General features: G+C 66.8%; 23 protein-coding genes, 1 pseudogene and 1 riboswitch. Of the genes and pseudogenes, 14 read left to right on the plus strand and 10 right to left on the minus strand.

The window, feature by feature from the left end; all coding sequences use genetic code 11:
• The first annotated feature begins 9 nt into the window (after positions 1-9).
• From ACFV5N_RS03235 to ACFV5N_RS03245, 3 genes are all read left to right on the plus strand, one after another.
• Positions 10-678: an N-acetylmuramoyl-L-alanine amidase gene (locus tag ACFV5N_RS03235; protein ID WP_385593423.1), complete on the plus strand. Its 669-nt coding sequence runs from the start codon at positions 10-12 to the stop codon at positions 676-678.
• 62 nt (positions 679-740) lie between these two features.
• On the plus strand, positions 741-1,358 hold the full coding sequence (locus ACFV5N_RS03240) for an SRPBCC domain-containing protein (RefSeq protein WP_385593344.1): 618 nt from the start codon (positions 741-743) through the stop codon (positions 1,356-1,358).
• 42 nt (positions 1,359-1,400) lie between these two features.
• Positions 1,401-1,589, plus strand: coding sequence for a hypothetical protein (locus ACFV5N_RS03245; protein ID WP_385593347.1), 189 nt, complete (start codon positions 1,401-1,403; stop codon positions 1,587-1,589).
• 21 nt (positions 1,590-1,610) lie between these two features.
• On the opposite strand, the gene ACFV5N_RS03250 is transcribed toward ACFV5N_RS03245, so the two are convergent.
• Both ACFV5N_RS03250 and ACFV5N_RS03255 read right to left on the minus strand, forming a co-directional pair.
• Positions 1,611-2,693 carry an N-acetylmuramoyl-L-alanine amidase gene (locus ACFV5N_RS03250; RefSeq protein ID WP_385593350.1) on the minus strand — a complete coding sequence of 361 codons (1,083 nt, stop codon included), beginning with the start codon at positions 2,691-2,693 and terminating at the stop codon, positions 1,611-1,613.
• Between the two features lie 230 nt (positions 2,694-2,923).
• Positions 2,924-3,397 (minus strand): Dps family protein, encoded by a 474-nt coding sequence (locus tag ACFV5N_RS03255; protein ID WP_019434279.1) that lies wholly within the window; start codon positions 3,395-3,397, stop codon positions 2,924-2,926.
• A gap of 96 nt (positions 3,398-3,493) precedes the next feature.
• Here ACFV5N_RS03255 and ACFV5N_RS03260 point away from each other — a divergent pair, with 96 nt between their 5' ends.
• On the plus strand, positions 3,494-4,048 hold the full coding sequence (locus ACFV5N_RS03260) for a GNAT family N-acetyltransferase (protein ID WP_385593353.1): 555 nt from the start codon (positions 3,494-3,496) through the stop codon (positions 4,046-4,048).
• On the opposite strand, the gene ACFV5N_RS03265 is transcribed toward ACFV5N_RS03260, so the two are convergent.
• Both ACFV5N_RS03265 and ACFV5N_RS03270 read right to left on the minus strand, forming a co-directional pair.
• Positions 4,033-4,743 (minus strand): enhanced serine sensitivity protein SseB C-terminal domain-containing protein, encoded by a 711-nt coding sequence (locus tag ACFV5N_RS03265; RefSeq protein ID WP_385593356.1) that lies wholly within the window; start codon positions 4,741-4,743, stop codon positions 4,033-4,035. The two genes, ACFV5N_RS03260 and ACFV5N_RS03265, sit on opposite strands and share 16 nt — an antisense overlap.
• Positions 4,740-5,516 (minus strand): enhanced serine sensitivity protein SseB, encoded by a 777-nt coding sequence (locus ACFV5N_RS03270; RefSeq protein WP_385593359.1) that lies wholly within the window; start codon positions 5,514-5,516, stop codon positions 4,740-4,742. Before ACFV5N_RS03270 ends, ACFV5N_RS03265 begins: the two co-directional genes overlap by 4 nt.
• 112 nt (positions 5,517-5,628) lie before the next feature.
• Positions 5,629-5,725, plus strand: a riboswitch (glycine riboswitch).
• Positions 5,726-5,876: 151 nt separating this feature from the next.
• Between ACFV5N_RS03270 and gcvT the strand changes: the two genes are divergently transcribed.
• The 4 genes from gcvT (at position 5,877) to ACFV5N_RS03290 (ending at position 10,235) form a co-directional block, all read left to right on the plus strand.
• The gene (gene gcvT, locus ACFV5N_RS03275; protein WP_385593362.1) at positions 5,877-6,989 is read left to right on the plus strand and encodes a glycine cleavage system aminomethyltransferase GcvT; all 1,113 of its coding nucleotides are present in this window, start codon (positions 5,877-5,879) and stop codon (positions 6,987-6,989) included.
• Positions 6,990-7,113: 124 nt separating this feature from the next.
• Complete coding sequence (gene gcvH, locus ACFV5N_RS03280; RefSeq protein WP_385593365.1) at positions 7,114-7,494, plus strand: glycine cleavage system protein GcvH; 381 nt, start codon at positions 7,114-7,116, stop codon at positions 7,492-7,494.
• Between the two features lie 13 nt (positions 7,495-7,507).
• The gene (gene glyA, locus ACFV5N_RS03285) at positions 7,508-8,779 is read left to right on the plus strand and encodes a serine hydroxymethyltransferase (RefSeq protein WP_385593368.1); all 1,272 of its coding nucleotides are present in this window, start codon (positions 7,508-7,510) and stop codon (positions 8,777-8,779) included.
• Between the two features lie 73 nt (positions 8,780-8,852).
• Positions 8,853-10,235 carry an L-serine ammonia-lyase gene (locus tag ACFV5N_RS03290; RefSeq protein WP_385593370.1) on the plus strand — a complete coding sequence of 461 codons (1,383 nt, stop codon included), beginning with the start codon at positions 8,853-8,855 and terminating at the stop codon, positions 10,233-10,235.
• A gap of 873 nt (positions 10,236-11,108) precedes the next feature.
• Here ACFV5N_RS03290 and ACFV5N_RS03295 read toward each other — a convergent pair.
• Both ACFV5N_RS03295 and ACFV5N_RS03300 read right to left on the minus strand, forming a co-directional pair.
• Positions 11,109-11,534 (minus strand): hypothetical protein, encoded by a 426-nt coding sequence (locus tag ACFV5N_RS03295; protein WP_385593373.1) that lies wholly within the window; start codon positions 11,532-11,534, stop codon positions 11,109-11,111.
• A 208-nt stretch (positions 11,535-11,742) separates the two neighbouring features.
• Positions 11,743-12,511 (minus strand): annotated as a pseudogene (locus tag ACFV5N_RS03300) (transposase).
• A 348-nt stretch (positions 12,512-12,859) separates the two neighbouring features.
• Here ACFV5N_RS03300 and ACFV5N_RS03305 point away from each other — a divergent pair.
• Positions 12,860-14,296 carry a DNA phosphorothioation-associated putative methyltransferase gene (locus ACFV5N_RS03305; protein ID WP_385593376.1) on the plus strand — a complete coding sequence of 479 codons (1,437 nt, stop codon included), beginning with the start codon at positions 12,860-12,862 and terminating at the stop codon, positions 14,294-14,296.
• 13 nt (positions 14,297-14,309) lie between these two features.
• On the opposite strand, the gene dndA is transcribed toward ACFV5N_RS03305, so the two are convergent.
• Entirely contained in the window at positions 14,310-15,482 is a 1,173-nt protein-coding gene (gene dndA / locus ACFV5N_RS03310) for a cysteine desulfurase DndA (protein WP_385593378.1), read from the minus strand.
• A 230-nt stretch (positions 15,483-15,712) separates the two neighbouring features.
• On the opposite strand from dndA, the gene dndB reads away from it, so the two are divergent.
• The 5 genes from dndB to ACFV5N_RS03335 all read left to right on the plus strand — a co-directional run bounded on the left by dndB (position 15,713) and on the right by ACFV5N_RS03335 (position 22,709).
• On the plus strand, positions 15,713-16,852 hold the full coding sequence (dndB, locus tag ACFV5N_RS03315; RefSeq protein WP_385593381.1) for a DNA sulfur modification protein DndB: 1,140 nt from the start codon (positions 15,713-15,715) through the stop codon (positions 16,850-16,852).
• On the plus strand, positions 16,849-18,447 hold the full coding sequence (gene dndC / locus ACFV5N_RS03320; protein WP_385593384.1) for a DNA phosphorothioation system sulfurtransferase DndC: 1,599 nt from the start codon (positions 16,849-16,851) through the stop codon (positions 18,445-18,447). Before dndB ends, dndC begins: the two co-directional genes overlap by 4 nt.
• Positions 18,434-20,464, plus strand: coding sequence for a DNA sulfur modification protein DndD (gene dndD, locus ACFV5N_RS03325; RefSeq protein WP_385593387.1), 2,031 nt, complete (start codon positions 18,434-18,436; stop codon positions 20,462-20,464). Before dndC ends, dndD begins: the two co-directional genes overlap by 14 nt.
• On the plus strand, positions 20,454-20,834 hold the full coding sequence (gene dndE / locus ACFV5N_RS03330; RefSeq protein WP_385593390.1) for a DNA sulfur modification protein DndE: 381 nt from the start codon (positions 20,454-20,456) through the stop codon (positions 20,832-20,834). Before dndD ends, dndE begins: the two co-directional genes overlap by 11 nt.
• A 132-nt stretch (positions 20,835-20,966) precedes the next feature.
• Complete coding sequence (locus ACFV5N_RS03335; protein WP_385593392.1) at positions 20,967-22,709, plus strand: DUF262 domain-containing protein; 1,743 nt, start codon at positions 20,967-20,969, stop codon at positions 22,707-22,709.
• Between the two features lie 68 nt (positions 22,710-22,777).
• On the opposite strand, the gene ACFV5N_RS03340 is transcribed toward ACFV5N_RS03335, so the two are convergent.
• From ACFV5N_RS03340 to ACFV5N_RS03350, 3 genes are read right to left on the minus strand one after another with little or no spacing between them, the layout of a single operon-like run.
• Positions 22,778-23,251: a DNA phosphorothioation-associated protein 4 gene (locus tag ACFV5N_RS03340; protein ID WP_385593395.1), complete on the minus strand. Its 474-nt coding sequence runs from the start codon at positions 23,249-23,251 to the stop codon at positions 22,778-22,780.
• Complete coding sequence (locus ACFV5N_RS03345) at positions 23,251-25,329, minus strand: AAA family ATPase (RefSeq protein ID WP_385593398.1); 2,079 nt, start codon at positions 25,327-25,329, stop codon at positions 23,251-23,253. The genes ACFV5N_RS03340 and ACFV5N_RS03345 overlap by 1 nt, the downstream gene beginning before the upstream one ends.
• Complete coding sequence (locus ACFV5N_RS03350; RefSeq protein WP_385593401.1) at positions 25,326-25,511, minus strand: hypothetical protein; 186 nt, start codon at positions 25,509-25,511, stop codon at positions 25,326-25,328. The genes ACFV5N_RS03345 and ACFV5N_RS03350 overlap by 4 nt, the downstream gene beginning before the upstream one ends.
• Positions 25,512-25,555 lie beyond the last annotated feature (44 nt).

The following is a 25,555-nucleotide window of genomic DNA, read 5'->3' on the forward strand; positions in this document are numbered from 1 at the left end:
GAGGATGACATGGGCGATGCAGCGAGGCCGGATCCCGGCCCGGACCGGCGACAGCGGCGAGTGGGGCGGCGCGCCCTGATCCTGGGCGGTGGCGCGGCCGTCGCGGGGGTGGGGGCGCTGGCCGCCCGGGACACCCTGGAGCGCTGGTGGTGGCGGATGCCGGGGATCGAGGAGCCCCGCGTCGAGGGCGAGGTGGACCACGAGGGCGCCGAGTGGATACCGGCCTCGCGCGCCAACTACCGGCGGGCCAGCCGGCCGCGCGACTACTCCATCGACCGGGTCGTCATCCATATGCCGGAAGCCACCTACGACATCACGCTCCAGGTCTTCCAGGACCCCGGGCACGGGGCCGCCACCCACTACGTGGTGCGTTCGGAGGACGGCCATGTGGCGCAGCTCGCACGGGAGCTGGACGTGGCCTACCACGCCGGTCACCGGGAGTTCAACGAGCGCAGCATCGGCATCGAGCACGAGGGCTGGGCGGACGACCCGGCCTATCTGACGGACGCCATGTACGCGTCCTCGGCCCGGCTGGTGGCCGGGATCTGCCGCCGTTACGGCATTCCGGTGGACCGTGAGCACATCGTGGGACACAACGAGGTGCCCGAGGTCATCCGGGTGTGCCCGGGGCCGCACTGGGACTGGGACCGCTATATGGAGCTGGTTCGGCAGGCGTGAGCGCGGGCGCCGGGTGAGGATCGTTCCAGCAAGGTCCTGCCGTGACAGGGGAGTGCCCCACCATGACCGAGAAGACCGAGATCACCAGCTGGCTGAACGACACCTACCGCGAGGTGGGGGTGCGCCCGGTGCCCGAGGGCGGGGCCCGCACCATCCTGATCCGCCGCCACTACCCGGCCCGGCTGGTGGACGTCTGGGACGCGGTGACGGACCCGGCCCAGCTGGCCCAGTGGTTCCTGCCCGTCGACGGTGAGCTGGAGCTGGGCGGCCACTTCCGCATCGAGGGCAACGCCAGCGGGGAGATCCTGCGCTGCGAGGCCCCGAATCTGCTCGCGGTGACCTGGGACTTCGGTACCGGCCCGAGCAGCGAGGTGATCGTGCGGCTGGCCGATGTCTCCGCGACCGAGGCGGCGCTGGAACTGGAGCAGGCGCCGGTGCCGGACGTCATCGACATGGACGGCCGGCGGTTCGATCCGGTGCTCAACGACTATGACACTGGTCTCTTCGGGCTGGGCACCGGCTGGGAACTCGCGCTCATCTCGCTGGGCCGATTTCTGCGCGGCGAACCCATCGCCAACCCCGCTGCCTGGGAAGAAGCGCCCGAGGTGCAGAATTTCGCGGTCCGCTGCGGCGAGATCTGGGCGGAGCTGGCCCGGGAGGAAGCGCGCGAGCGGCCGTAAACGCGGTCGGCGCTGTCAGTGGGGCCCTCTACCCTGGAGGGCATGATCGTCATGCGCGATGACACCCGACCCACCGCCACCCCCTCCGGTGCCGCGGACGCGGCGGCGGCGAACGAAGCCATCCGCCGCTACGTCCGCGCGCACGGAAACCGGCCGTGGGGCGAGCGGGAGGCCGCCGAGCTGGCGCGGCTGCGCCGGGTGTGGCTCGCGGCGATACGCACGGCGGCCTGACCGCCCGCCCCGGGCGGCGCGTCAGGCCGGCCAGTACAGCGACTCGGCGCGCGCCCACTCCACGGTGACCGGCTCCGGGCCGTGGTGCTGCACCTCCACCCGCAGCCGTCCCTTGTCGGCGGCGGGCACGTGCCCGGTCCAGGTGTGGACGAAGTGTCCCTTGCCCTGGTCGTTCACGGGCGAGCTGGTGGGCATGGCCGAGGCCCGCACGTACTTTCCGTCCTGCTGCTTGTAGCGGGCGACCCGCACCTTGAACTCCTGGCCCCGCGCCAGCCCGACCACCTTCACCGCCACCGAGGCGGTGTAGTAGCAGGGGCCGAGCAGGACGGAGGGCTCGGGGTCCTTGTCCACCCACTTCTTGCCGTCGTAGTAGCGGTTGAAGTTGAGGGTGGTCCAGGTGTCGGGCTGCACCGTCCGCGTGTAGGAGTTCGTCTCGTATAACGACCGCTTGGGCACGTCGTCCTCCTCCTCGTTGCCGTCGGGGTTCCAGCCGGCCGACTGCTTCAGGCGGGCGGCGACCCGCTTGCGGATGTCGCTCATGGAGATGCCCGGCCCGCGCGGGTCGATCTTGCCGGGCTGCCATTCGAGGTGCCCGATGACGGAGGTGTCCCCGTTCTTGCCCCAGCCGTGCGCGCGCAGCAGCGCGGCGGAGGCCCGCACGATGGCTTCCACCTGCACGGCGGGCCAGGGATCCTTGTTGTCACCGAGGTTGATGCATTCGAAGCCGTAGAAGTGCGCGTTGCCGTCGGTGTCGGTCTTGGTGTCGGGCGGCAGTTTCTTCTCGGCGATGACGGCGTCCAGCACGGCGCCGTCGCCCGACCCCGCGTGGTTGGCGCGGCCGTGCCCGACCAGGTGGACCGTGCCCTGCTTGTCGATCACCCCGTGGCACAGCGGGCCCGGCAGATCGGACCGGCCCGCGTAGCACAGCTCGACGGAGGAGTCGGTGCCGGAGGTGACGGTGTGATGGATCATCACCCCGTGGACCGGCCCCCAGGCACCGGCGTTGTTGCGGTTGTGGGTGCGCCAGGACTTGTACTCGACGACCTTGACGCCCTCGGCCTTCAGCGCGGACAGCACCTTGTCGGCGCTCAGTGGAGTGGCCATGACTGACCCCCGTTCCCTTGGGACGACGCGGTAGCCTCCCCTTCAGTGGTACGTCGCACACTTCCCGGGCGCAAGGGTCCCTCACTCCCGTCTCGCACCTTTCAACGGGCCGCGCGCACACGGCCCCTGAACGCCCGTCAGTGCGCCCCTGCCCCGGCACGCCGACGGCCCGGGCGCCGTGCGGCGTCCGGGCCGTCCCGGTCGGTGGGGCGGGGGCCGCCCCGGCGGGTTCAGCTGCCGTTCTCGGCCTGGAACATCCAGTGGTGCTTCTCCAGGTCCTTGACCAGGGCGATCAGGTTGTCCTCGGTCACCCGGTCGACCTCGCCGACCGCGACCATGCGGTCGCGCATCCGGACGATGACCGCGCCGAGCGCCTGGGTCAGGATGTCGACGGCCTGGCTGTCGGGGAGCCAGCCCTCGGGGACGGTGGCGATACCGCTGCTCCCGGCCACCGTGGCGGCGCGGCCGTCCGGGCTGATGCCGAGGGCGGAGGCCCGTTCGGCCACGATGTCGGAGTGGGCGCGGGCGGTCTCCACCACGTCGTCGAGCTGGAGGTGCACGGTGCGGAAGCGGGGTCCGATCACATTCCAGTGGACCTGCTTGGCGACCAGGGACAGATCGATGATGTCCGCCAGGGCGCCCTGGAGGGCGTCGGCGACGACCTTGAGGGCGGGCTCGGGCAGTGTGCTCTTCACGGCATACATGAATCGTCCACTTTCATCCGAATGTGCGGCTTTTATCTCACGGTACCTCTGCTACCCAGGTCCGGCAGCTGAAACCTCGATGGGACGATCAAGGCCATGACCGACACCACGATCCGTTTCGCCGCGGCCCGGGACCTGCCGGCCGTGTGCGCCCTCGTGAACCACTACATCGCGACCACCCCCGCCCATTTCCGGACCGCGCCGCAGCGGCCCGAGGAGTGGCACGAGCAGTGGGAGCGCGGCCACCGCACCCACCCCTGGCTCGTCGCCGAGGTGGCCGGCGAGGTCGCGGGGATCAGCTACGCCTTCCCGTGGAAGCAGCGCGACGCCTATGCCTGGACCGTGGAGTGCGCCGTGTACCTGGCCGCCGAGCACCACGGCCGCGGCCTGGGGAAGGCGCTGTACCGGCGGCTGTTCACGCTGCTGGCCGAGCAGGGCTTCCACAGCGTGATCGCCGGGGTGGCCCTGCCGAACCCGGGCAGTGAGGCCCTGCACCGCTCGCTGGGCTTCCGGCACGTGGGAACGTTCCGCGAGAGCGGCTACAAGATGGGCGCCTGGCGCGACGTGGCCTACTGGCAGCGGATGCTGAGCGAGGACACCGGCACTCCGGCCCCCACCGGTCCGGTGCCCGGCCTTCAGGACGCCGTGTAGAAGGGGCGGGCCCGGGCCCGCAGCCACATGGCCACCGGATCGTACGCGTCCGCCATCGCCACCGTGGCCACCGCCAGCCCGGCCGGCACCGCCTCGACGGCCCGCGCCATCATCCGCCGCACCGCCTCCGCGGCGGCCTCCCCCGGATCGTCCACCTCCAGGCCGATCACCAGATACGCGGCGCCCACCGCCGGTCGCACCCAGCCGCGCCGCAGGCTGCGCAGCACCGGGGTGCGGCGCGCCTCGGCGGTCAGCCGCCGGTAGAAGGGGCCGGCCGGCACCGCGGGCTCGGTGATCACCAGCGGTCCGGCCGGCAGCCGGTCGAGACCGCCGGCGATCCGCCGCAGATCGGCCCACGGGACGCCGAGGCCGCCGCCCGGGGCGTGCGGATTGAGCCACAGTCCCCAGTGGTCGGGGTAGAGCGCGGCGGCGATGTCGCGGCCGCCGATCACCTCGTGGTCCCGGGGCCAGCCGCTGGCCGCCAGCTCGGCCGGCGAGGTGACGGCCGGGGCGTAGCCGTGCCCGGCCACCTCGACGCTGCCGTACTGCGCGTCCGGGTCACCGGGCCGGCCGTGCCACAGCAGCATCCACACCCGGCCGCCGGCCAGCCCGCCCAGCAGCCGCTCGTAGAGGTCCGGGCGGTCGGCCGTCACCCGGGGGAGCAGTTCTTCGATCGCCCGCTGGGCTGCGCTCATACGTCCCGCCGGTAGAACGGCTGCACGCTGTGGCGCAGCCAGTCCACGACGGGATCGGCCGCCGCGTCCAGCAGCACCAGCTGCACCGGCCAGGACACGGCGGCCCGCGCCAGCGCCCGGCCGAGCGCGTCGTGGGCGCCCACCCGGTACTCCTCGGCCAGCTCGTCCAGCTCCACGCCGATGAACAGCGCCGGGGCCCCGCCCTCGGCGCTGGCCAGGCCGCGCCGCGCGGTGCGGACGTAGGGCAGCGCGGACAGCTCGCCGGAGGCCGCTGCCAGGAAGTCGACCGGCTCCTGCTGCCAGTCCGGCTCGAAGAGGCGCATCCGCGCGCCCGAGGGCACCCCGGGGATCCGCTCCCCCGGCGTGTCACGGCACAGCTGCGCGACGCCCTCCGGCGGCACGGGCAGGCCGACGGTGCCGCCGGGGTTGATGGCGATCCCGGCCTGCGGCGGCAGCCCGCGCGCGAACTCCTTGACCGGGGCGACGGTGTAGGAGAGGTGGGAGCCCACCACGAGCTGGAACTGTTCGGCGGAGCTGAAGACCGGGACGTACACCCCGCCCTCCAGGTCGATGGTCGGCAGGTCCAGGCTGCGGCTGTCCGGGCCGCCGCCCTCCGGCAGCGGCACCCACACCGCGCTGCGGCCCAGGACCTGGAGCAGCCGGGGCGCGGCGTCCGTCGCCCCGACCGAGGCGGCCAGCGCCTCCTCCAGCTCGTTGCCCGGCCATCCGCCGCCGCCGTGCCCGTGCCCGGGTCCCTGCCAACGCTCGTTCATCTCGTCCCACCACCATCTGATCCGGTCTGTAGGGCACCCTAATGGCTCAGTGCGGGCCGTCATGCGATGATGAGCCGCACAACAACCGCAGGACAATCGAACACTGGCCGTTCGACCTCGCGCGGGAGAGTTCCCGGTGTACGGCACCGGGGCGCCGAAGGAGCAAGTCCTCCCTTGAATCTCTCAGGCCCCGATACCGCGCGCGGGAGGCGAATCTGAAAAGCGGGCCCCCGAACGGGCCCCACCCACGGTGCAAGCCGCAAGGCGAACCTCTCAGGTGCCGATGACAGATGGGGAGGGCGAGCCGTACCCGCGCGACCGCGCCCACCGCCCGCCGCCCGCACCCCCTGGAGCCACCTCATGACCTCCCGTACCACCGCGCTCGACGCCGTCCACCGCGCGCTCGGCGCCACCATGACCGACTTCGCCGGCTGGCAGATGCCGCTGCGGTACGGCAGCGAGCGGGCCGAGCACCAGGCGGTGCGCACCGCCGCCGGGCTGTTCGACCTCTCGCACATGGGCGAGATCGCGGTCACCGGCGCGCAGGCCGGGCGGCTGCTGGACCACGCGCTGGTCGGCAAGCTGTCGGCGCTGGCGGTGGGCCGCGCCCGCTACACCATGATCTGCGACGCCGAGGGCGGCATCCTCGACGACCTGATCGTCTACCGGACGGCCGAGCAGGAGTACCTGGTCGTCGCCAACGCGGCCAACGCCCAGGTGGTGCTGGACGCCCTGACCGAGCGGGGCACCGGCTTCGACGCGCGGGTACGGGACGACCGGGACGCGTACGCGCTGCTCGCCGTGCAGGGGCCGAACGCGCCGCTGATCCTGGGGGCGCTCACCGATGCCGATCTGGCCGGGCTGAAGTACTACGCGGGCCTGCCGGGCACCGTCGCCGGGCGCCCGGCGCTGATCGCGCGCACCGGCTACACCGGGGAGGACGGCTTCGAGCTGTTCGTCGCCCCGCAGGACGCCGAGCCGCTGTGGCGGGCGCTGACGGAGGCGGGCGCTGCGCACGGGCTGGTCCCGTGCGGGCTGTCCTGCCGCGACACGCTGCGTCTCGAGGCCGGGATGCCGCTGTACGGGAACGAGCTGACCCGCGCCACCACGCCCTTCGACGCGGGTCTGGGCCGGGTGGTGAAGTTCGACAAGGACGGCGACTTCGTGGGCCGGGCGCCGCTGGAGGCGGCGGCCGAGCGGGCGGCGCAGGAGCCGCCGCGCCGGCTGGTGGGCCTGGTCGGTGCCGGGCGCCGGGTGGCCAGGGCCGGGTATCCGGTGGTGGACGCGGCGGGCACGGTGATCGGCGAGGTCACCTCCGGCGCCCCCTCCCCCACCCTGGGCACGCCGATCGCCATGGCGTACGTGGACGCCGCGCACGCCGAGCCGGGCACCGAGGGGGTCGCGGTGGACATCCGCGGCAGCCGGGAGCCGTTCTCCGTCGTCGCGCTGCCCTTCTACCGGCGCGAGAAGTAGCCTCCGGCCCACGGCGCGCCGGGCGCCCGGGGCACCGCGTGCCGCGCGCTCCTTTCACCTCTTCCTCCCCCTGCCGTTCCCTCCCTTTGCTCCCGCATTGTCACCATCGAGGAGAATCGATCCCATGAGCAATCCTGTCGAGCTGCGCTACAGCAAGGAACACGAGTGGCTGTCCGCCGTCGAGGACGGTGTGGCCACGGTCGGCATCACCGCCTTCGCCGCGGACGCGCTCGGCGATGTCGTGTACGTCCAGCTGCCCGAGGTGGGCGACACGGTCAGCGCCGGTGAGACCTGCGGCGAACTGGAGTCCACCAAGTCGGTCAGCGATCTGTACTCCCCGGTCACCGGAGAGGTCACCGAGGTCAACGCCGCGGTGGTGGACGACCCGGCGCTGGTGAACTCCGCCCCGTTCGAGGGCGGCTGGCTGTTCAGGGTCCGCATCGACGGCGAGCTGCCGGGCGATCTGCTGGACGCCGACGGCTACGCCGCGTTCACCCAGGGCTGAGGGGGCCGCCGCCATGTCGTCCGTACTGAACCGTTCCCTGCACGAGGTGGACCCGGAGGTCGCCGCCGCCGTCGACGCGGAGCTGCGCCGCCAGCAGTCCACCCTGGAGATGATCGCCTCGGAGAACTTCGCGCCGGTCGCGGCGCTGGAGGCGCAGGGCTCCGTCCTCACCAACAAGTACGCCGAGGGGTACCCGGGCCGCCGCTACTACGGCGGCTGTGAGCACGTCGACGTGATCGAGGACCTGGCGCGCGAGCGGGTGAAGGCCCTGTTCGGGGCCGAGGCCGCGAATGTGCAGCCGCACTCGGGCGCGTCCGCGAACGCCGCCGCGATGGCCGCGCTGCTCCAGCCCGGCGACACCATCATGGGCCTGGACCTGGCGCACGGTGGGCACCTCACCCACGGGATGAAGATCAACTTCTCCGGCCGGCTCTACACCGTGGTCCCCTACCACGTCGCCGACGGCACCGGCCTGGTGGACATGGACGAGGTCGCCGCCCTCGCCGCCGAGCACCGGCCGCGCCTGATTATCGCGGGCTGGTCCGCCTACCCCCGGCAGCTGGACTTCGCCGCGTTCCGCCGCATCGCGGACGAGACCGGCGCGCTGCTCATGGTCGACATGGCGCACTTCGCCGGCCTGGTGGCCGCCGGGCTGCACCCCAGCCCCGTCCCGTACGCGGATGTGGTGACCACGACCACGCACAAGACGCTGGGCGGCCCGCGCGGCGGGGTGATCCTCTCCCGCAAGGAGCACGCCAAGAAGATCAACTCGGCGGTGTTCCCCGGTCAGCAGGGCGGCCCGCTGGAGCATGTGATCGCCGCCAAGGCCGTGGCGTTCAAGATCGCCGCGGGCGAGGAGTTCGCGGAACGGCAGCGCCGCACCGTCGAGGGTGCCCGGCTGCTGGCCGAGCGGCTGGTCCAGGAGGACGTGGCCGGCGCCGGCGTCTCCGTGTTGACCGGCGGCACCGACGTCCATCTGGTCCTGGTCGACCTGCGCGACGCCGCGCTGGACGGGCAGCAGGCCGAGGACCGGCTGCACGGCATCGGCATCACCGTCAACCGCAACGCGATCCCCAACGACCCGCGTCCGCCGATGGTGACCTCCGGGCTGCGCATCGGCACCCCGGCGCTGGCCACCCGCGGCTTCGGCCCGGACGACTTCCGCGAGGTCGCCGACATCATCGCGCAGGCCCTGCTGCCCGGGTACGACGCGAGCACCGCCGAGAAGCTGGCCGCCCGGGTGAGCGCGCTGGCCGACCGGCACCCGTTGTACCCCGGCCGCTGAGCCGGGCGACGGGACGGGCCGGGCGCCCCGCCCGGTCCGTCCCGTCCCACCCACCCGGAAAGGAGTGGACCCCATGGCACTGTCCGCCTTCGACCTCTTCTCGATCGGCATCGGCCCGTCCAGCTCGCACACGGTCGGCCCGATGCGGGCGGCGCGGATGTTCGCGCACCGGCTGAAGAAGGAGGGCGTGCTGGCGCCCACCCACGCGGTACGGGCCGAACTGTTCGGCTCGCTCGGCGCCACGGGCCACGGACACGGCACCCCGAAGGCGGTCCTGCTGGGCCTGGAGGGGTACGCGCCCGACACGGTGGACGTGGCCGGCGCCGACGCCCGGGTGGCGGACATCCGCGCCGGCGGCCGGCTGCGGCTGCTGGGCGCCGACATAGGGGACGCCCACGTCATCGCCTTCGACGCGGACGAGGACCTCGTCCTGCACCGGCGCACCTCCCTGCCGTACCACGCCAACGGCATGCGCATCACCGCCCGCGACGCCGCCGGGTCCGTCCTGCTGGAGAAGACGTACTACTCGGTGGGCGGCGGCTTCGTCGTCGACGAGGACGCGGTCGGCGCCGACCGCATCAAGCTGGACGACACCAGGCTGCACCACCCCTTCCGCACCGGGGACGAACTGCTGCGGCTCACCCGCGACACCGGCCTGTCGGTGTCCGCGCTGATGCTGGAGAACGAGAAGGCGTGGCGCGACGAGGCCACCGTCCGCGCCGGACTGCTGCGCATCTGGGACGTGATGGACGCCTGCGTGGCGCGCGGCCTGACCCAGGAGGGCATCCTGCCCGGCGGCCTCAAGGTCCGGCGGCGGGCGGCGAGCGCGGCGCGCAAACTGCGCGGCGAGGGGGCGCGGGCGGAAGCCGCCATGGAGTGGGTGACGCTGTACGCGATGGCCGTCAACGAGGAGAACGCGGCGGGCGGCCGGGTGGTGACCGCCCCCACCAACGGCGCGGCGGGCATCATCCCGGCGGTGCTCCGCTACTACCTGGACTTCGTCCCCGGCGCGGACGAGGACGGCGTGGTGCGATTCCTGCTGGCGGCGAGCGCGATCGGCATGCTGTTCAAGGAGAACGCCTCGATCTCGGGCGCCGAGGTCGGCTGCCAGGGCGAGGTCGGCTCGGCCTGCTCGATGGCGGCGGGCGGCCTCGCCGAGGTGCTGGGCGGCACCCCGGAACAGGTGGAGAACGCGGCGGAGATCGGCATCGAACACAACCTGGGCCTGACCTGCGACCCGGTGGGCGGCCTGGTGCAGATCCCATGCATCGAACGCAACGGCATGGCGGCGGTCAAAGCCGTCACGGCGGCCAGGATGGCGCTGCGGGGGGACGGGCGGCACCATGTCTCGCTGGACAAGGCGATCAAGACGATGAAGGAGACGGGGGCCGACATGAGCGTCAAGTACAAGGAGACGGCGCGGGGCGGCCTCGCGGTGAACATCATCGAGTGCTGAGGGAGACGGGCCCTGACCAGCGCGTTCGTGTCTTTCGGCGTGGTCAGGGCCTTCCCTGTTCACGTGGCGGGAAGTCCCTGGAACCTCCCCGGGACGGGCGTGAAAGTCCCTGAATTTTCCCTGCGGCGCCTTGCTCTGGAGATGGGGTGGACCGCCGCACAAGCTGCCCAGCGCCCTCAAGGGTGGAGCGCAGTCGCCCCCGTCGTCAGGTAGCTAGACGCATCACGAGGGCTTGCAAGATCGCGACAGGTGGTGCTGAGCGGTGCCACCGGATCTTGTTCTTGCTGATCAGAGACCTGCGGCCCGGATCAGCATGACGCCCGATCCGCCATGGTGCCGCTCAGTCCGCTCACGCTTCAGACCTACGCCCGTGTACCAACAGCTGAACGGCTCGAACTGCCAGTTCGATCTTCCCTCGGTCCGGTTGGGGCTCGTCTCATGAAGCGGTGCCATACAAGGCTGCTGGGTGCCACCGCCGTCCGAGGTCGTTGCTGTCAAGGTTGGATGTCAGCGAAACAGCTCGGGCACCGGGCAGGCTTGCAACGGCTCCTCGGCCGGTTGGCCCAGCGCCACCAGACATGCTGACCAAGGCACCTCAACAGTGTCCGGCAGATCCGCCGACCATCGTCCTCCTGCTCAACGAGAACGAAACCGCCGGACTTCATGGACTGGCTGCACTCGGGACAGGCCAGGGCGGTGTCGCCCATCCGGCGCACCCCAACTGGGCGACCGCTTCGTCCCGAGGCAACTTGGGGAACGTCCGGCTTTGGGCCGCCATGCCTCTCATCTGCACGATGGTCCGCAGGCGTCCATGCTTGTCCGACGCTGTCCGTCAGCGCTGTCACGCAGTTGGACACTCAGAACGCTTCGAGATCAGGCCACTGTCGGACCAGCTCCATGGCGTTCGTAGAGTCGCTTCACTTGCTTGACCCAGAAGCCGAACTTCTCATCTACTGATGCGCTCATGGGGAGCAGTTGTAGTTCCTTGGCCAACTGATAGAAGCCGGAGCCAGCGTCGTTGGCACCCAAGTAGGTCACCAAAGCCGAGAGCATGAGATGCGGGTCCGAGGGGGCGATCTCCTGATCCCGTTCCACGATCAGTCCGAGCAGATGCCCCATCGCGGCCCGCTCGTCAGCGCGCTCGAAGTCGAAGGGGCGGCAGCCTGTTCGCCTGGCGAGAGTTACGTTGAGCTCGGTGTACGAGGTGAGCTTGCCCAGCTTCGCGCGCTCCACTAGGAAGGCGTGCCCGGCCTCTACCAGCTCGTCCCATTCACTGTCCTCCCGGCCATACGCCGACATCCTGCCCCCTGAGCTACGTTGATGCGTGAGAGGGAACGTACAGGGCTGGCATAGTGCTCCACAATCGCTGATGGGCGGACCCCTGCAGCTCCGGGTGGTGGCGAGAAACACCCCCCTATCCTGCCGGACGGCCACCTGTGGGAGCTCCCGTCTAAAGGTTGGCCCGTAAATATTCTTGAGCGAGCTGGCTGACCTGTTTGTTCGCCGGTCAGCCGGTGAGGGTGAGGTTGTGCAGGCTGGCGATGCCGAGCACGGCGTGGTGGATGCCGTCGCCTTTCAGGCGGCAGTCGCGGAGGATCTTCCGGGTCTTCATGCGGGCGAAGGCGTGCTCGACGCGGGCGCGTACCGTGCGGTGCGGGGAGTTGGGCTCCTCATTCCAGTCGGGCAGTTCGGTCTGGCCGCGGTCGCGGCGGTGCGGGATGAGCAGGCCGGTGCCCCGGTAGCCGCCGTCAGCGATGACGGTGGCGCTGCCGACGGTGGCCTTGGCGCCGGACAGCTTCCAGGCCATGCAGTCGTTGCGGTTGCCGGGCAACGGTCGGCCGACGGCGACGACCAGCCGGGTGTCGGCGTCTATGACGACCTGGTGGCTGGTGGAGTAGCGGTAGTTCTTCGACTGCCGGCGACGGCGTGGTGGCGGGTGGGCACCAGGTTCCGTCGACGATGACCACGGTGTCCTTGCGGAACCGTTTGCGCGGCTGCAGGGCCAGGGCCGGTCCGCGGCGGTCGACGATGCGGTCGGCGGCGGACTTGGAGATGCCGAACAGCGGGGCGAGCTGCCGCAGGGTGAGGTTGGCCCGACAGTAGGAGGCGACCAGCAGCACCCGGTCCTCCAGCGGCAAGCTCCGCGGCCGGCCCCTGCGCACCGGGTCCGCTCCTTCGCGCCGCAGCGCGGTGACCAGCTTGCCGAACTGCCACGGGCTCAGCCCGGTGAACGGGGCTATCCAGGACGGCTCCGACACCGTGATCACACGAGCCACGGAGCAAGACATCTCACCGCTGACCTGCACTTACGGGACAGGCCTTAGGTGGTGTCGAAAGCCGCGGTGAGAACGGCGGTGCCGTTCGTGCCAGCCACCGAGCCGAGAGTGCGCAGCGTCGTCGCTGCGGATAGTCACACCCAGCTGCTCGGGCGGCGACGGGTCCCGGACGAGCACGAGTATCATCGCGATGACAGTGCCGATACCCACCGTCTTACCTGCCAGCCAGGCAAGTTCACCGGTTGCACTGAGGGACGCGCTGGAAAACCTACTTCCGAGTTATTCTTCGCCCGTACCATTGCACTGCCTACGCTGCGACCCCCCCATTCCTCGACTGACGAGGCCGACATGCAGCAGTCATGGAACAGCGACCGCCGCCGCACCGCGATCGGTCGCTCCAGCCTCTCCGTGCCAGCGCGCCAGGCTCTGGCCGACCGCCAGCTCAACGCGGACCGCACAATCCTCGACTACGGCTGTGGCCGAGGCGGCGACGTCGCCTCCCTCCAGCGCCTCGATTGCAAGATCACCGGTTGGGACCCCTACTACAGCTCGAGCGCGCCGGTGGCCCCCTCCGACGTCGTCCTCCTCACCTACGTCCTAAACATCATCGAGGACCCCGTCGAGCGGCGGCAGACGCTCAAGGAGGCATGGAGGCTCGCCACCTCCATACTCATCGTCTCGGCTCGCCTCACCTGGGAGCGGTCCAAAGTCCGTGGCCAAGAGTACGGCGACGGCCTCCTCACCAGCCGGCAGACGTTCCAACACCTCTTCAGCCCGGACGAGCTCCGGATCTACGTCGAGGAGATCACAGGAACACGCTGCATATCAGCCGCCCCCGGCATCGTGTACGCCTTCAAGGACGACTCAGCCCGACTGGACTACCTGGCACACCGCATCGTCCCCGATGCCGAGTGGCTCGCTTCAGCCGATACCACTTCCGCTATCGCCTCGCTGGTCGACTACGTCGAACGGCGTGGCCGTCCGCCCCGGGCTGACGAGATGCCCCGGCCGATGGCCGCACAGCTCGCCCACCTGAAACCCGGCGAACTTAAGCGCCTCATACGCGACTCCGCCGACGCCGAGAAGGTTGCCGAGGGCGCCAAGCACACGACGCTGAACACACTGCTGTTCCTCGCCGTCGAGCTCTTCAACGGCCGAGGTCCATTCAGCAGCCTCCCCCTCGGCGTCCAGCTCGACGTCCGTTCGTTCTTCACCTCGTACAAGGAAGCCTGCAAGCGCTCCGACCGTCTGCTCCTCAAGCTCCGGGACGATACCTACATCCGGGGCAGCATGAACGCATCCAGCGTCGGCAAGATCACCCCGACCGCGCTATACGTGCACCGCCGGGCGATCGACCGGATGCCGACAGTCCTGCGCCTGTACGAGCACTGCGCCTCCGTCGCCGCCGGCCGCCCTCAGGAATGGACCATCGTCAAGCTGAAGCACCAAGGGCGAGCCATCAGCTGGCTCGACTACCCGGGATTCGACAAGGACCCGCACCCACGGATCACGTCTTCGTACCTCGTAGATCTCAAAACTCTCGAGACCTCGTACACGTCCTACGCGAACTCCGCCAACCGTCCTCTGCTCCACCGCAAGCACGAATTTCTGGCGTCCGACGACCCAGACGTGCCGCGTTACCGCCGTCTGACCAGGTCCGAGCTACGCGCCGGCCTATACGAAAATCCGCACCTGATCGGCACTGAGAATGGCTGGGAGGCCGAATTGATCAGATGCGGTCGCATGCTTCGGGGACACCGGCTGGTCCGGCGCCCCGAAGACTGAGCAGCTCAAACCGTCAGGGGACCTCAGGTTGCATGTACGCGATCGTCTCCGCCAAGCCGTCCGGGTCGAAGTCCGCGGCCTGCCCGGGGAACCACGAGAAGCGGAGGCCATTGGTGGCCACCTCCTCCGGGAGGCCCATTGCGGTCAGTACGTGGCTCGGCGTGTATGAGGCGCTGGTGCATGCTGAACCGGTCGCCACGGCCACCTGGTCCTTGATCCGTACGATCAGGGCCTCGGCGTTGAGCCCGTCGAAGGTCACATTGAGGATGTGCGGGACCGCGTGATCGGCATCGCCGTTGATCTGGAAACGGGTCTTCCCCAGCGCGGCGAGCAGCCGCTCCCGCATCTCCTTCGCGTCCCGCTCCCAACGTGACCGGTTCTCTTGGAAGACCTTGGCTGCTTCGTACAGCCCCATGATCAATGGGACAGGGAGTGTCCCGGGGCGCAGCTTTCGCTCCTGCCCGCCGCCGAACATGATGGGCTCTAGTGGCACCTTGTTCCAGCCGCGACGCCGGGTCACCAGAGCGCCGATCCCCTTGGGCGCACCAATCTTGTGGCCGCTGATACTGGTCAAATCGATGGGCGCCTTCAGGTCCTCGGGAAGCTTCGCGTACCCCTGCGCCGCATCTACGTGGAGATAAGTCGGGGTCCTTTGGAGCTTCTCCGCCAGCTCGGCCACGGGCTGAATGACGCCCGTCTCATTGTTCACGTGCATTAGCGACACGAGCAGAGTGTCCGGCCTCAGCTTCTCCAGCACGGCCTCCGTAGAGATCCGCCCCGAGGGACCGGGCTCCAGGAAGTCGACCTCGAACCCCTGTTTTTCCTGCAGATGCAGCAAGGGTTCGATGACCGCCTTGTGCTCGATGGCGGAGGTGATGATGTGCTTCCGGGCGTGCTTCTCGCCGTACGGGGCCATGCCGAGCAGCGCGATGTTGTTGGACTCCGTCGCTCCACTGGTGAAGATGACCTCTTCGGTCCTTACACCGACTGTCCCGGCAAGGAACGCCCTGGCCTCCTGGACCGCCTTCTTTGCCCGGGCTCCGTACTCATGGGTGCGACTGCCGGCGTTACCGAAGTCTTCAGTCATCCAGTGGAGCACCACATCAGCCACCCGCGGCTCCACACGAGTCGTCGCCGCCACATCCAGATACGCCACCACCGCGCCCACCCATCCCAGAGCAATCATCCCGTTACCGGGTACGTCAAACCGTTAACGTACACGCATGCTCGGCTGACGCACAGCGCGGCACCTCAGAGTTGTCAACGCAGACGTCGACGTGCGCCTTCCCGGGCAGGAACGCCCTTCGCTCGCGCCTGACCTACCCCTGACATGCGGGTGCGTCTTACATACGTGAAGGTGACGTACCTTGCGCAAGCTCCGTACGTTACCCAGATGACGTACGCTAAGGTTGCCGGGTGGAGATCAAAGCAGCGACACCAGCGACCAGAGTCGTGGCTCCGCGCACCTCAACGGGGTTCGAGTACACCTTCCCTGCCATCCGCGGCATCCAGGCAGGGCGTGAGTACTACGTCTCGATGTGCCCCCTGCGCCTCATCCCGAAGATCTTTATCTTCGACGAAGATGAGCTGTCGCCCGAACTGCGCGCCCAGCGGATCCTCAACAAGGGACGCCTCCCAGCACTCACGAAGTACATTCTGGACAATCCAGGGGATTACGTCTTCAGTGCATTGACCGCATCCGTCGACGGCGAGATGGAGTTCGAGCATCTCGGCTCCGATGGCAACGCCTTCCGTACCGGGCAGCTGCGCATCCCCATGGACTCTCGCTTCCTGATCAACGATGGCCAGCACCGGCGTGCAGCCATCGAGCACGCTCTCAAGGAGAACCCGGACATCGGCAACGAGACGATCGCCGTCGTCTTCTTCCATGACGCGGGGCTCGCCCGCTCGCAGCAGATGTTCGCGGACCTCAACCGGCACGCGGTGCGTCCCGCCCGGTCCATCGGCGTCCTCTACGACCACCGGGACAGCGAAGCCCAGGTCGCGCGTACACTGGCGAGCCAGTGCAAGGTCTTCAAGGGCTACGTCGAGATGGAGAAGAGCACCCTCTCCGCCCGTTCCCGGATGATGTTCACCTTGAGCGCTCTCTACTACGGCACCCAGTCCCTCTTTCAGGGCCTGGAGATCGAAGCAGACGCCGCAACCGAGCTGGCGCAGGAGTTCTGGGAGCACATCGACACGACGCTTCCCGAGTGGGAGATGGTTCGCAAGCGAGAGCTCTCGGCACCCGAGATGCGGCGCGACTTCATCCACAGTCACGGAATCGCATTGCATGCTCTCGGTCGCATCGGTAATTCCCTACTTCGGGAATCCATCGCGCCCAGCAAATGGAAACGGAAACTCTCACCTCTGAGAAATGTTGACTGGACTCGGTCGAATGCAGACTGGGAGGGCCGCGCCATTGTCGGCGGCCGCGTTTCCAAAAGCCACCAGAACGTAACTCTTACAGTCAACTACCTGCGCAATCACCTGTGCCTCGGCCTCAGTGCCGAAGAGCAGCGGGTAGAGGACGCATATCTGCGAGGCGAAGCATGAGCACCATCCCTCTGCAACTCGACATCACACCTGTCCGGCGGAAGCCCTTCAACGGGCAACCCCTCGAAGAGGTCATCGCCAAGCTTTCAGAAGAGGTGCGTGAGCTCTACACCGCCGACCAGGTGCCCTGGGTCATCGGATACAGCGGCGGCAAGGACTCCACCGCTGTCCTTCAGCTCGTATGGAACGCCATCGCCACCCTGCCAGCGGAGCAGCGCACCAAGACGGTCCACGTCATCAGCACCGACACCCTCGTCGAGAATCCGGTTGTCGCGGCATGGGTGACGACATCCCTGGAGACGATGGAGAAGGCCGCCGCCGAGCAGGGCCTCCCCATCGAGCCTCATCGCCTGACGCCGGAGATAAAGGACACCTTCTGGGTCAACCTGATCGGTCGGGGCTACCCCGCACCCCGCCCTAAGTTCCGCTGGTGCACCGAGCGTCTCAAGATCAAGCCCTCAAACTCCTTCATCAGGAACGTTGTGGCCGCGCATGGCGAGGCGATCATGGTGCTCGGTATCCGAAAGACCGAGAGCCAGGCACGCGCCCGTTCCATGGAGAAGCACGAGAAGCGGCGCGTCCGTGATCGCCTCTCTCCCAATGCGAACCTTCCCAACTCCCTCGTATACAGCCCGGTCGAAGACTGGACCAACGACGACGTTTGGGAGTACCTGATGCAGAAGCCCAACCCATGGGGCTACAACAATCAGGATCTCCTCACCATGTACCAGGGCGCCTCCGGCGATGGAGAGTGCCCGCTCGTGGTCGACTCAACCACTCCCTCCTGCGGATCCAGCCGCTTCGGATGCTGGACCTGCACGCTCGTCGAGCAGGACAAGTCGATGTCGGCAATGATCCAGAACGACGAGGAGAAGGAGTGGATGAGGCCGCTCCTGGACCTCCGAGACAAACTCGACGCCCCGTTTGGCTACTACGAAGAGGGCGAAGAAGGACTGCCCACCGGTCGAAAGCTCCCGTACCCCCGCCCTGACCAGCCAGCCCGAGACTTCCGCCGCATGAACGGCAAGGTCATGGTCTACACGCGCCGGACCGACGGCGAAAAGGTCCCGATCCACGGACCGTACCTGCAAAAGTTCCGCCAGGACTGGCTCAAGGACCTACTGGACGCCCAGACCTGGATCCGCGCCAACGCACCAGAGCATGTCAAGAACATCGAGCTGATCACCCTCGACGAACTGCACGAGATCCGCCGCATCTGGGTATTCGACAAGCACGAGGTCGAGGACTCCCTGCCCCGCATCTACAGAGAGTCCACGGGCGAGGACTTCCCGGGCGGACCTCTGGACGAGCAGCTCGTCATGGGCGCGGACGAGATGGAGCTCTTGAAGGAGCTCTGCGGGGACGACGACCTGCACTACGACATGGTCCGTGAGCTGCTCTCCGTCGAGCGCAAATATCGGACAATGTCGCGACGCGCTGGCCTCTTCCAAGCCCTTGAGGCCGCCGTAAAGAAGGGTTACTACGAGGACAGCGCCGACGCCATCGACTTCGCGCAGCGCAAGAACAAGTGGCGTGACGAATCGCAGACCCACCTGCCCCTGGACGAAGAAACCAATATCGATGCTCCTGCGTAAAATCACTCTCGAAGAGTTCGGGGCCTACCGCGGCACCCAGTCGCTGGATCTGACCACCAAGAAGAACAAGCCGATTGTCCTCATTGGCGGCCTCAATGGCTGCGGAAAGACGACCCTGCTCGACGCCATCCAGCTGGCACTGTACGGACCACGAGCGCGTTGCAGCGGCCGAGGCAGCAAGTCTTACGAGACGTACCTCCGCGAGAGCATCAACCGGCAGGCCGACCCGACCCGCGGTGCGCAGATCATCCTGGAGTTCACGGTCACGGTGGACGGCACAGAGCACTACTACAGAGTGGTCCGCAGCTGGCACACCAGCGGCAAGACGACGCTCAAGGAATTCGTGAACGCGTTCGTCGATGAGGAGTACGGCTCCAGGGCGAATCCGGGGCGACGCGTCGAACCTGAGCTGAAGTACAGCCGAGTTCTCAGCCAGGAGTGGGCCGATCACATCGAGAGCCTGCTCCCCCTCGAAGTCGCCTCGCTGTCGTTTTTCGACGGAGAGAAGATCGAATCGCTCGCCGACCCCGAACGCGCGGCATCGGTCATCGAATCCGCCATTCACTCGCTGCTCGGTGTTAGCACCGTCCAGCAGCTCCGTACGGATCTGCTCGCGCTCCAGCGCCGGCAGAAGCTGTCGGACGAAGAGCAGCACCTGATGGACAAAATCCACGCGGAGGAGCAGGAACAGCAGGCGGCCAACGCCGCTCTGGAGAACGCGGAACAGCAGGCCGCGCAGCGCAAAAGTGAGCTCCTCAAAGCTCGGCGCACTCTCGAAACGCTGGAGGCTGCCTACAAGCAGGAGGGCGGAAACCTCTTCGAGCGGCGCGTCGAGATCGAGCGCGAGTACGCGCAGGTTTCCGCTAGCCTCGCCGAAATCCGCAGCTCCCTCGTCCAGTTGGCTGCAGGTCCGCTTCCGCTCCTCATGATGAGGACCAAGCTCAAGGAGCTGTGTAAGCAGGCTGGTCGTGAGCGGACGGCGGCCGAGTCCCACCAGGTACTGGGGGTGCTCGAAGAGCGTGACCAGTGGCTACTCGACATGCTCCCTGCCGAGGCAAAGCCCGCTGTAATGGAGAAGCTGGAGGATGACCGCGCTAAGCGCGCCAAGTCCGCCAGCCTCAAGGTGGATCTCGGCCTCCCCCCGGACACACTCCCCCAGCTGTCGGCACTCGACGAGGCACTCAGTCGCGACAAGGCACGAGCTGCGGAGCTTCTTCGACAAGCTGCGGAAGCCACGGAAGAGCGTGTGCAACTGGAACGCCAGCTGGCAGGTGTACCGGCCAAGAGTAAGGTCGAGGCCATTCAGAAGGAGCGGGAAGACCAGCTCGAGGAAGTCGCACGGCTGGAACGGGAGCACGAGAACAGCCTCAACACCGTCGCCGAGTTGAAGCGCCGCCTGGAATACGTCTCCACCTCCCTGCAGCGTGCCCACGAAGAGTTCGTCCGCACCAAGGTGAAGGCCGAAGAGGTCCAGCGGATCATCAAGTATTCGGAGAAGGCCCGGAAGACACTGGATCAGTTCAGTGATGCCCTCCTCAAGCGGCACATCAGCCGCCTCGAGGTAGCGATGCTGACAAGCTTCCAGACGCTCATGCGCAAGCGGGGCCTGGTGAACGACCTCCGCATCGATACCGGCAAGTTCACGCTCACCCTGGCGGACACTGACGGAGAGCCGATCGACCCCGGCCGTCTCAGCGCGGGCGAGCGCCAGCTACTCGCCGTCTCTCTCCTCTGGGGCTTGATGAAGGTCGCTGGCAACCACCTGCCCAGCGTAATCGACACGCCGCTCGGCCGGCTCGACAGCCGCCATCGTGAGCACTTGGTGGACCGATACTTCCCGTACGCCAGCAACCAAGTCCTCCTACTCTCCACCGATGAGGAGATCGACGAGTACCTGCTTGACCGCCTCAAGAAGTCCGTCGCCCACACCTACACCCTGGTCCACGACGACACCACCTTCACCACCAGCGTCGTCGAGGGTTACTGGTGGAACGTAGGAGCCAGCAATGTCGCTTGAGAACGTCCGCCTCGCCACCGCAAGCAAGGACCGGCTGAGCCGTCTGAAGCGCACCACCGGCATCGTCCATTGGAACGTTCTGTGCCGCTGGGCCCTGGCGCTCTCCCTGGCGGATGCCTCTACCCCCCTGGTTCGTGAGGTCGTCACCGACTCCAACGTCGAGATGTCCTGGAAGACCCTCGCCGGCCCCCACGGCGACCTCTACCTCGCCCTGATCAAACAGCGCTGCGTGGCCGACGGACTGGAGCCGACGGACGAGAACGTCTCTAAGACGCTGACGATCCATCTGGCCCGGGGTATCGGGTACTTGGGCGCGCACAAGGAGATGACGACGATCGAAGGGCTGATCGGAGCCGTGACAACCGTCTGAATTGTTACGCATCACCCAGTTCGGGGCCGGTTCGCTTGCGCGGGCCGGCCCTTCCTGCCCCTCCCCCACGATGACGCCGAGTCATCAGAAAACATAGATCCGCGTCACTCATTGACACATAAGCTGCCCTGTATGGCATCGGGACACGGCAGCACCTCGCTTCAGCTCTACCTCGTCGGCATCGGTGAGGTCCTGCGCAACAATCGTTTGATCGTTCCCCAATTCCAGCGCTCGTACTGCTGGAAGGTGGAGCAGGAGGTCCTCGACTATTGGACCGACCTGAGCAGGGCGATTAATGGCGGGGCGAAGGAGGAGTACTTCTTTGGCACGATCGTGATCACCCAGGACGGCGACGGGACTCGGAAGCGGATTATCGACGGCCAGCAGCGGCTGGTCACATCCTCCCTCCTGATCGCTGCCATCCGCGACGAGCTGCGAACCCTGGAAGGGAACCTGCTCGAGGCGGACGACTCCCAGGCTGTGGGCATCAGCCGCACCTTCCTGGCCAGTAAGGCATGGAACGACAGGTATGCGGAGTCGCACCTCAAGCTCAACGAGAGCGACAACCCCGACTTCCTCGGGATTACCACCGGGACCATGCTTCCAGGGAAACCCGCGAGGACTGACTCCGACATCGTCAAGGCGTACCGGTTCTTCCGGGAGAAAATCTTGCAGTTCCGCACCCTGCATGGTACGGACGCGGCCAACGTCCTCGAGAAATGGGTGAGCTACATCCAGCACCGGGCGCAGCTCGCCGTAGTCGAGACCCCCACCGAGGCAGACGCCTACGTGATCTTCGAGACCCTCAACAACCGAGGCGCAGACCTCACCACCGCGGACCTCTTGAAGAATCACCTCTTCGGAGCCGCGGGCGAGCAGCAAAATCTCAACGCAGTGCGGAATAACTGGCACCAGTCACTCGGAACACTCCAGCTGGGGGCGGGCGATGCGAAGTTCACCAAGTTCCTGCGTCACTACTGGAGCTCGAAGGTCGGCAAGATCACCGAGCGCGATCTCTACGCAGAAATGCGCAAGGAGGTGACCCACCGACAGGAGGCGCTGCAATTCTCGGAAAATCTCCTATCAGCCGCACACGCCTACACCGCGCTCTCCAACCCCGAGGGTGACTTCTGGGCCACCAAGTGCAGCGGCAACGGTCACCGTCCCGCTCTCGATACACTCGCCCTGTTCGACCTGGTCCCCAATAAGATCCTTCTGCTAGCGGCAGTCGAGCACTTCCACTCCCACGAGCTCGAAAAACTCCTCCGGGTCATGGTGAACTGGTCAGTGCGCGGCATGATCATGAGCATGATGAACCGCGGCCGCTTTGAGGATCAGTACTCACAGATCGCGGTCGCCATCCGGAAGGGCGAGGTCACCACCACCGCGCAGGTCCGACTGCGGGTCGAGGACCTTATCCCCTCCGACAACGACTTCAGAGAGCAGTTCGCGCTCGCCACCGTGGGAAGAAGCGACTCCAAGCTTGCCCGGTACTATCTGAGCGCCCTGGAGACGACAAGGCGAAAGGAGTCCCAGCCAGAGTTCGTTCCCAACAGCAACCCGGTGCAGGTCAACTTGGAGCATGTGTTCCCACAGAATGCCAAGGAAGCCGACTGGGGAGATTTCATCAAGAAGAGCGGGGACAAGCAGGACGCCGCCAGCTGGGTCTACCGCATTGGCAACATGGTGCTCCTGCAGACTGGAGTGAACTCCAGAATTGGGAACAAGCCGTTCGCCGAAAAGGCCGAAGTCTTCAGGGCGTCGGGCTTCGAGCTGACCAGAAAGATCGGCGAGAAAACCGAGTGGACCCCAGACAGTATCCGATTTCGGCAGACCGTCCTTGCCGGACTCGCGGTCAAGGCCTGGCCGCGCTGACACAGGACTTACCAGACGTGGCAGCCGAACGGCTTCTCCGGCTGCCACGCCTACCCTCGAAGGAGGCTTCACCAGTCCAGATCAGCGCTGGCGAGAATGTCGCCAACGTCATCCTTCTCTTCCTCCGGCGGCGTCCTAAGCCCTTCGAGGACGAGATTTGAAATGATTGTGTCAAGGTCCTGGTTGGCCTGACGATTCATCAGGGTCTGTAGGTGGGACAGGCCAGCGTTCGCGTACTCCTCGAAGATGAGGACCCGCTCGGGCTGGCGGTCCGCACTGAGAATCTTCGGGTCCTCGGGACACTCGACGGCTCCGAGCATGTCGAGGAGAACCTCCCCATAATCTCGGCTCTCCATGAGCGCGAGGCGGATTGGCTCGTCAGCCTGGTCGAACGGCTTGCGCTCGCCTCGGCGGCGACCGAGCAGCGCGGCGAACATCATCGCCTCGACCATGGTCGCGAAAGTCCCGGTCTTCCTGTCGGTGAGTTTACCGAGCAGCTCCTCATGCTCTTTGGGACGGCGGAATCGGTCCGTGTAGGCCATCAGAGGGTCACCTTCTCCAAAACAGTGTGCTCGAAGTCGCCATGTGACACGTACGGAACCTCACGGTTGTTGATCACGATCGTCTCTTCGCCCGCCGACTGCTTCGGCGTGTACGAGCGCAGTACGTACATCCGGTTGGCGGCCTGCTGGAGGTTTTCTAGTACCTTGCCCCGCGCCTGCGACTGCGAGAGCAGGGTGATGATCTGGGAGGTCAGCGCCGGCAGAGCCTTTGAGATCTCTTCCTGGTAAGTTAGGTCGAGGCTTCCGAAAGGGGCATCCATGACGACTGGGTAGACACCGCCGCTGCCGGTCTCGATAATCGCCTCCCCCCTGTTCTTCTTTCGGGCACGGATGTTCCTGGCAACCTCGGAGACCGCACCGACGAAGCTGAGGCCGAGGATCTGGTTCTCGCCGGTGGAGCGGATGGCCACTCCGCTCGCCGTGTGCAGCTCCAGCTCGAAGTCGTCGTTCAGCTCGGGTACGTAGCTCTTGATGAAGATCCGGGAGAACACCTCCTTGACCTTCTTGTCGAGCTGCTCGCGAACCTCCTCGGTCTTAATTTCGAGGATCTCCTTCAACGCAGCACGCACCTGCTCAACGAGCTCGACCTGCCTCTGAATCTTGAGGGCCTTCTCACTCTTTACTTCAGCGTTCCGGTACTGACGGCCGGTAGCCTCCGCCTCCTCCTTGGTAGAGGCGACCTTGTTCTCGGCTTCCTTGTGCGCGACGCGGGCGTCCGTCTCCTTAGAGACGTACTTCTTTCGGCGCTCGATGAGACGCTGGACATCCTGGATGTCCACCCCTTCCAGCTGCCGAACGACATCGGAACGTTCCGCTTCCAACTCGCTGATCTCAACATCCGCCTTCTGTACGTCGGAAGCATTGAGGGTGAGCTGCTCCAGTATCTCCTGTCGTCTCTCCTCGAGGTTCTTCATCTTGCCGCTGACCCGCATCCAGCTCTCCTGGACGTCCTCGAGGCCAGCGTTGTACTTGCGCTTTTCCAGCTCCTCGTACTCCGGGGTTCCCTCGCGGACCTCACGACCGCACATACACAGGTGCGCCTCGAGGATGTCCTCGATGAAGCTGCGCTGGATGCCTGCAGGCAGCTGGCGCCGCTCTCGCATCTCGTCCGCGAGCTCAATGACCTTGGTGTCGATCCCGCTGGTCAAAGCCAGGAAGCCGTGCCGCGACAGCAGCTCGCGCTTACGGCTCTTGTACTCCATGTGCCGGTCGTGTGCGGCCTTAATCCGGCGGGTCAGCGAGTCTCGCTTCTTCTGAAGCGGCTCCGCTTCTCTATTTTGGAGCAGGGCGCGGTCAATGGACTGAACTTCCTTCTGGAAGGCGCTGATCTCTCCGGAGAGGCGCAGCATCTCTGCCACCTCTTCCTTTTCGCGGGCGGCGAGGTGGTCCATGTGGTCGGACAGCCGCTTCAGCCTGCTGTCCTCCTTGGAGTCGATCTCGCTGGCAAGCTTTCGAGAGACTTTCGGCAAATCTTCCAAAGCACGCTCAATGGCCTCCAGGTCCAGAAGGGTCTTGATGGCCTTCTGGACCTCCTGATTCTTTCCTTCGCCTTCCCGCTTCTCGTCGCCGGAGAACATCTTCTCCATGCGCTCACCGTTGAAGAAGAAGAACTGACGCAGGCCCTTGGGCAGAATCTTCTCGATCCGGTCTTGGCCGTTGGCAATGCTATGGGCTTCGCCGTCCGTCCCGATCTCCGTGACCGTCAGCTCAGGCTCTACGAGCTCCTGCTCCGCCCTCACCTTGGTGACAGTGACGTGTCGAACCACGGAGAACCGGGTCCCGTCGTGCTCAAAGTCCAGCCGCACCGAGGCCGTGATGTCCTCCTCGAACGCGGTGTCCGCCCATGCCTTGTCGTGAATGACACGGTGCTGCTGCTCCACGTCGTCCGAGAACGTGCCGTAAAGAGCCCAGGCGAACGCATTGAGCAGGGTGGTCTTGCCGGCCCCGTTGTTTCCGAAAATGAGGACAGCGGGTTTCCCCTCCTCTACGGACAGATCGAGGACCTGCTCCCCGTAGAAGGCGCGGAAGTTCTTCAGCGTCAGCTTGAGCAGCTTCACTTGGTCAGCTCCCTCACGGCGTCGACGATCTTCGGGACGACCTTGGTCGTCTCCCTGATGTGGATGTTCTCGTTCTCCAGGTCGATGACCTTCTGGACGAGAATCCTGGCTTCCCGCGGCAGCTCGTTCAAGACATCGCGCACCGTGCGTGCGGGGAGATGGTCGGCCATTTCGTCACTCACGGGTTACTCCTGGTTCGAGGTAGCAGTAGGGAAGGAAGGGAGGA

The sequence above is a fragment of the Streptomyces sp. NPDC059853 genome (genome assembly GCF_042731495.1).
GTDB lineage: Bacteria > Actinomycetota > Actinomycetes > Streptomycetales > Streptomycetaceae > Streptomyces.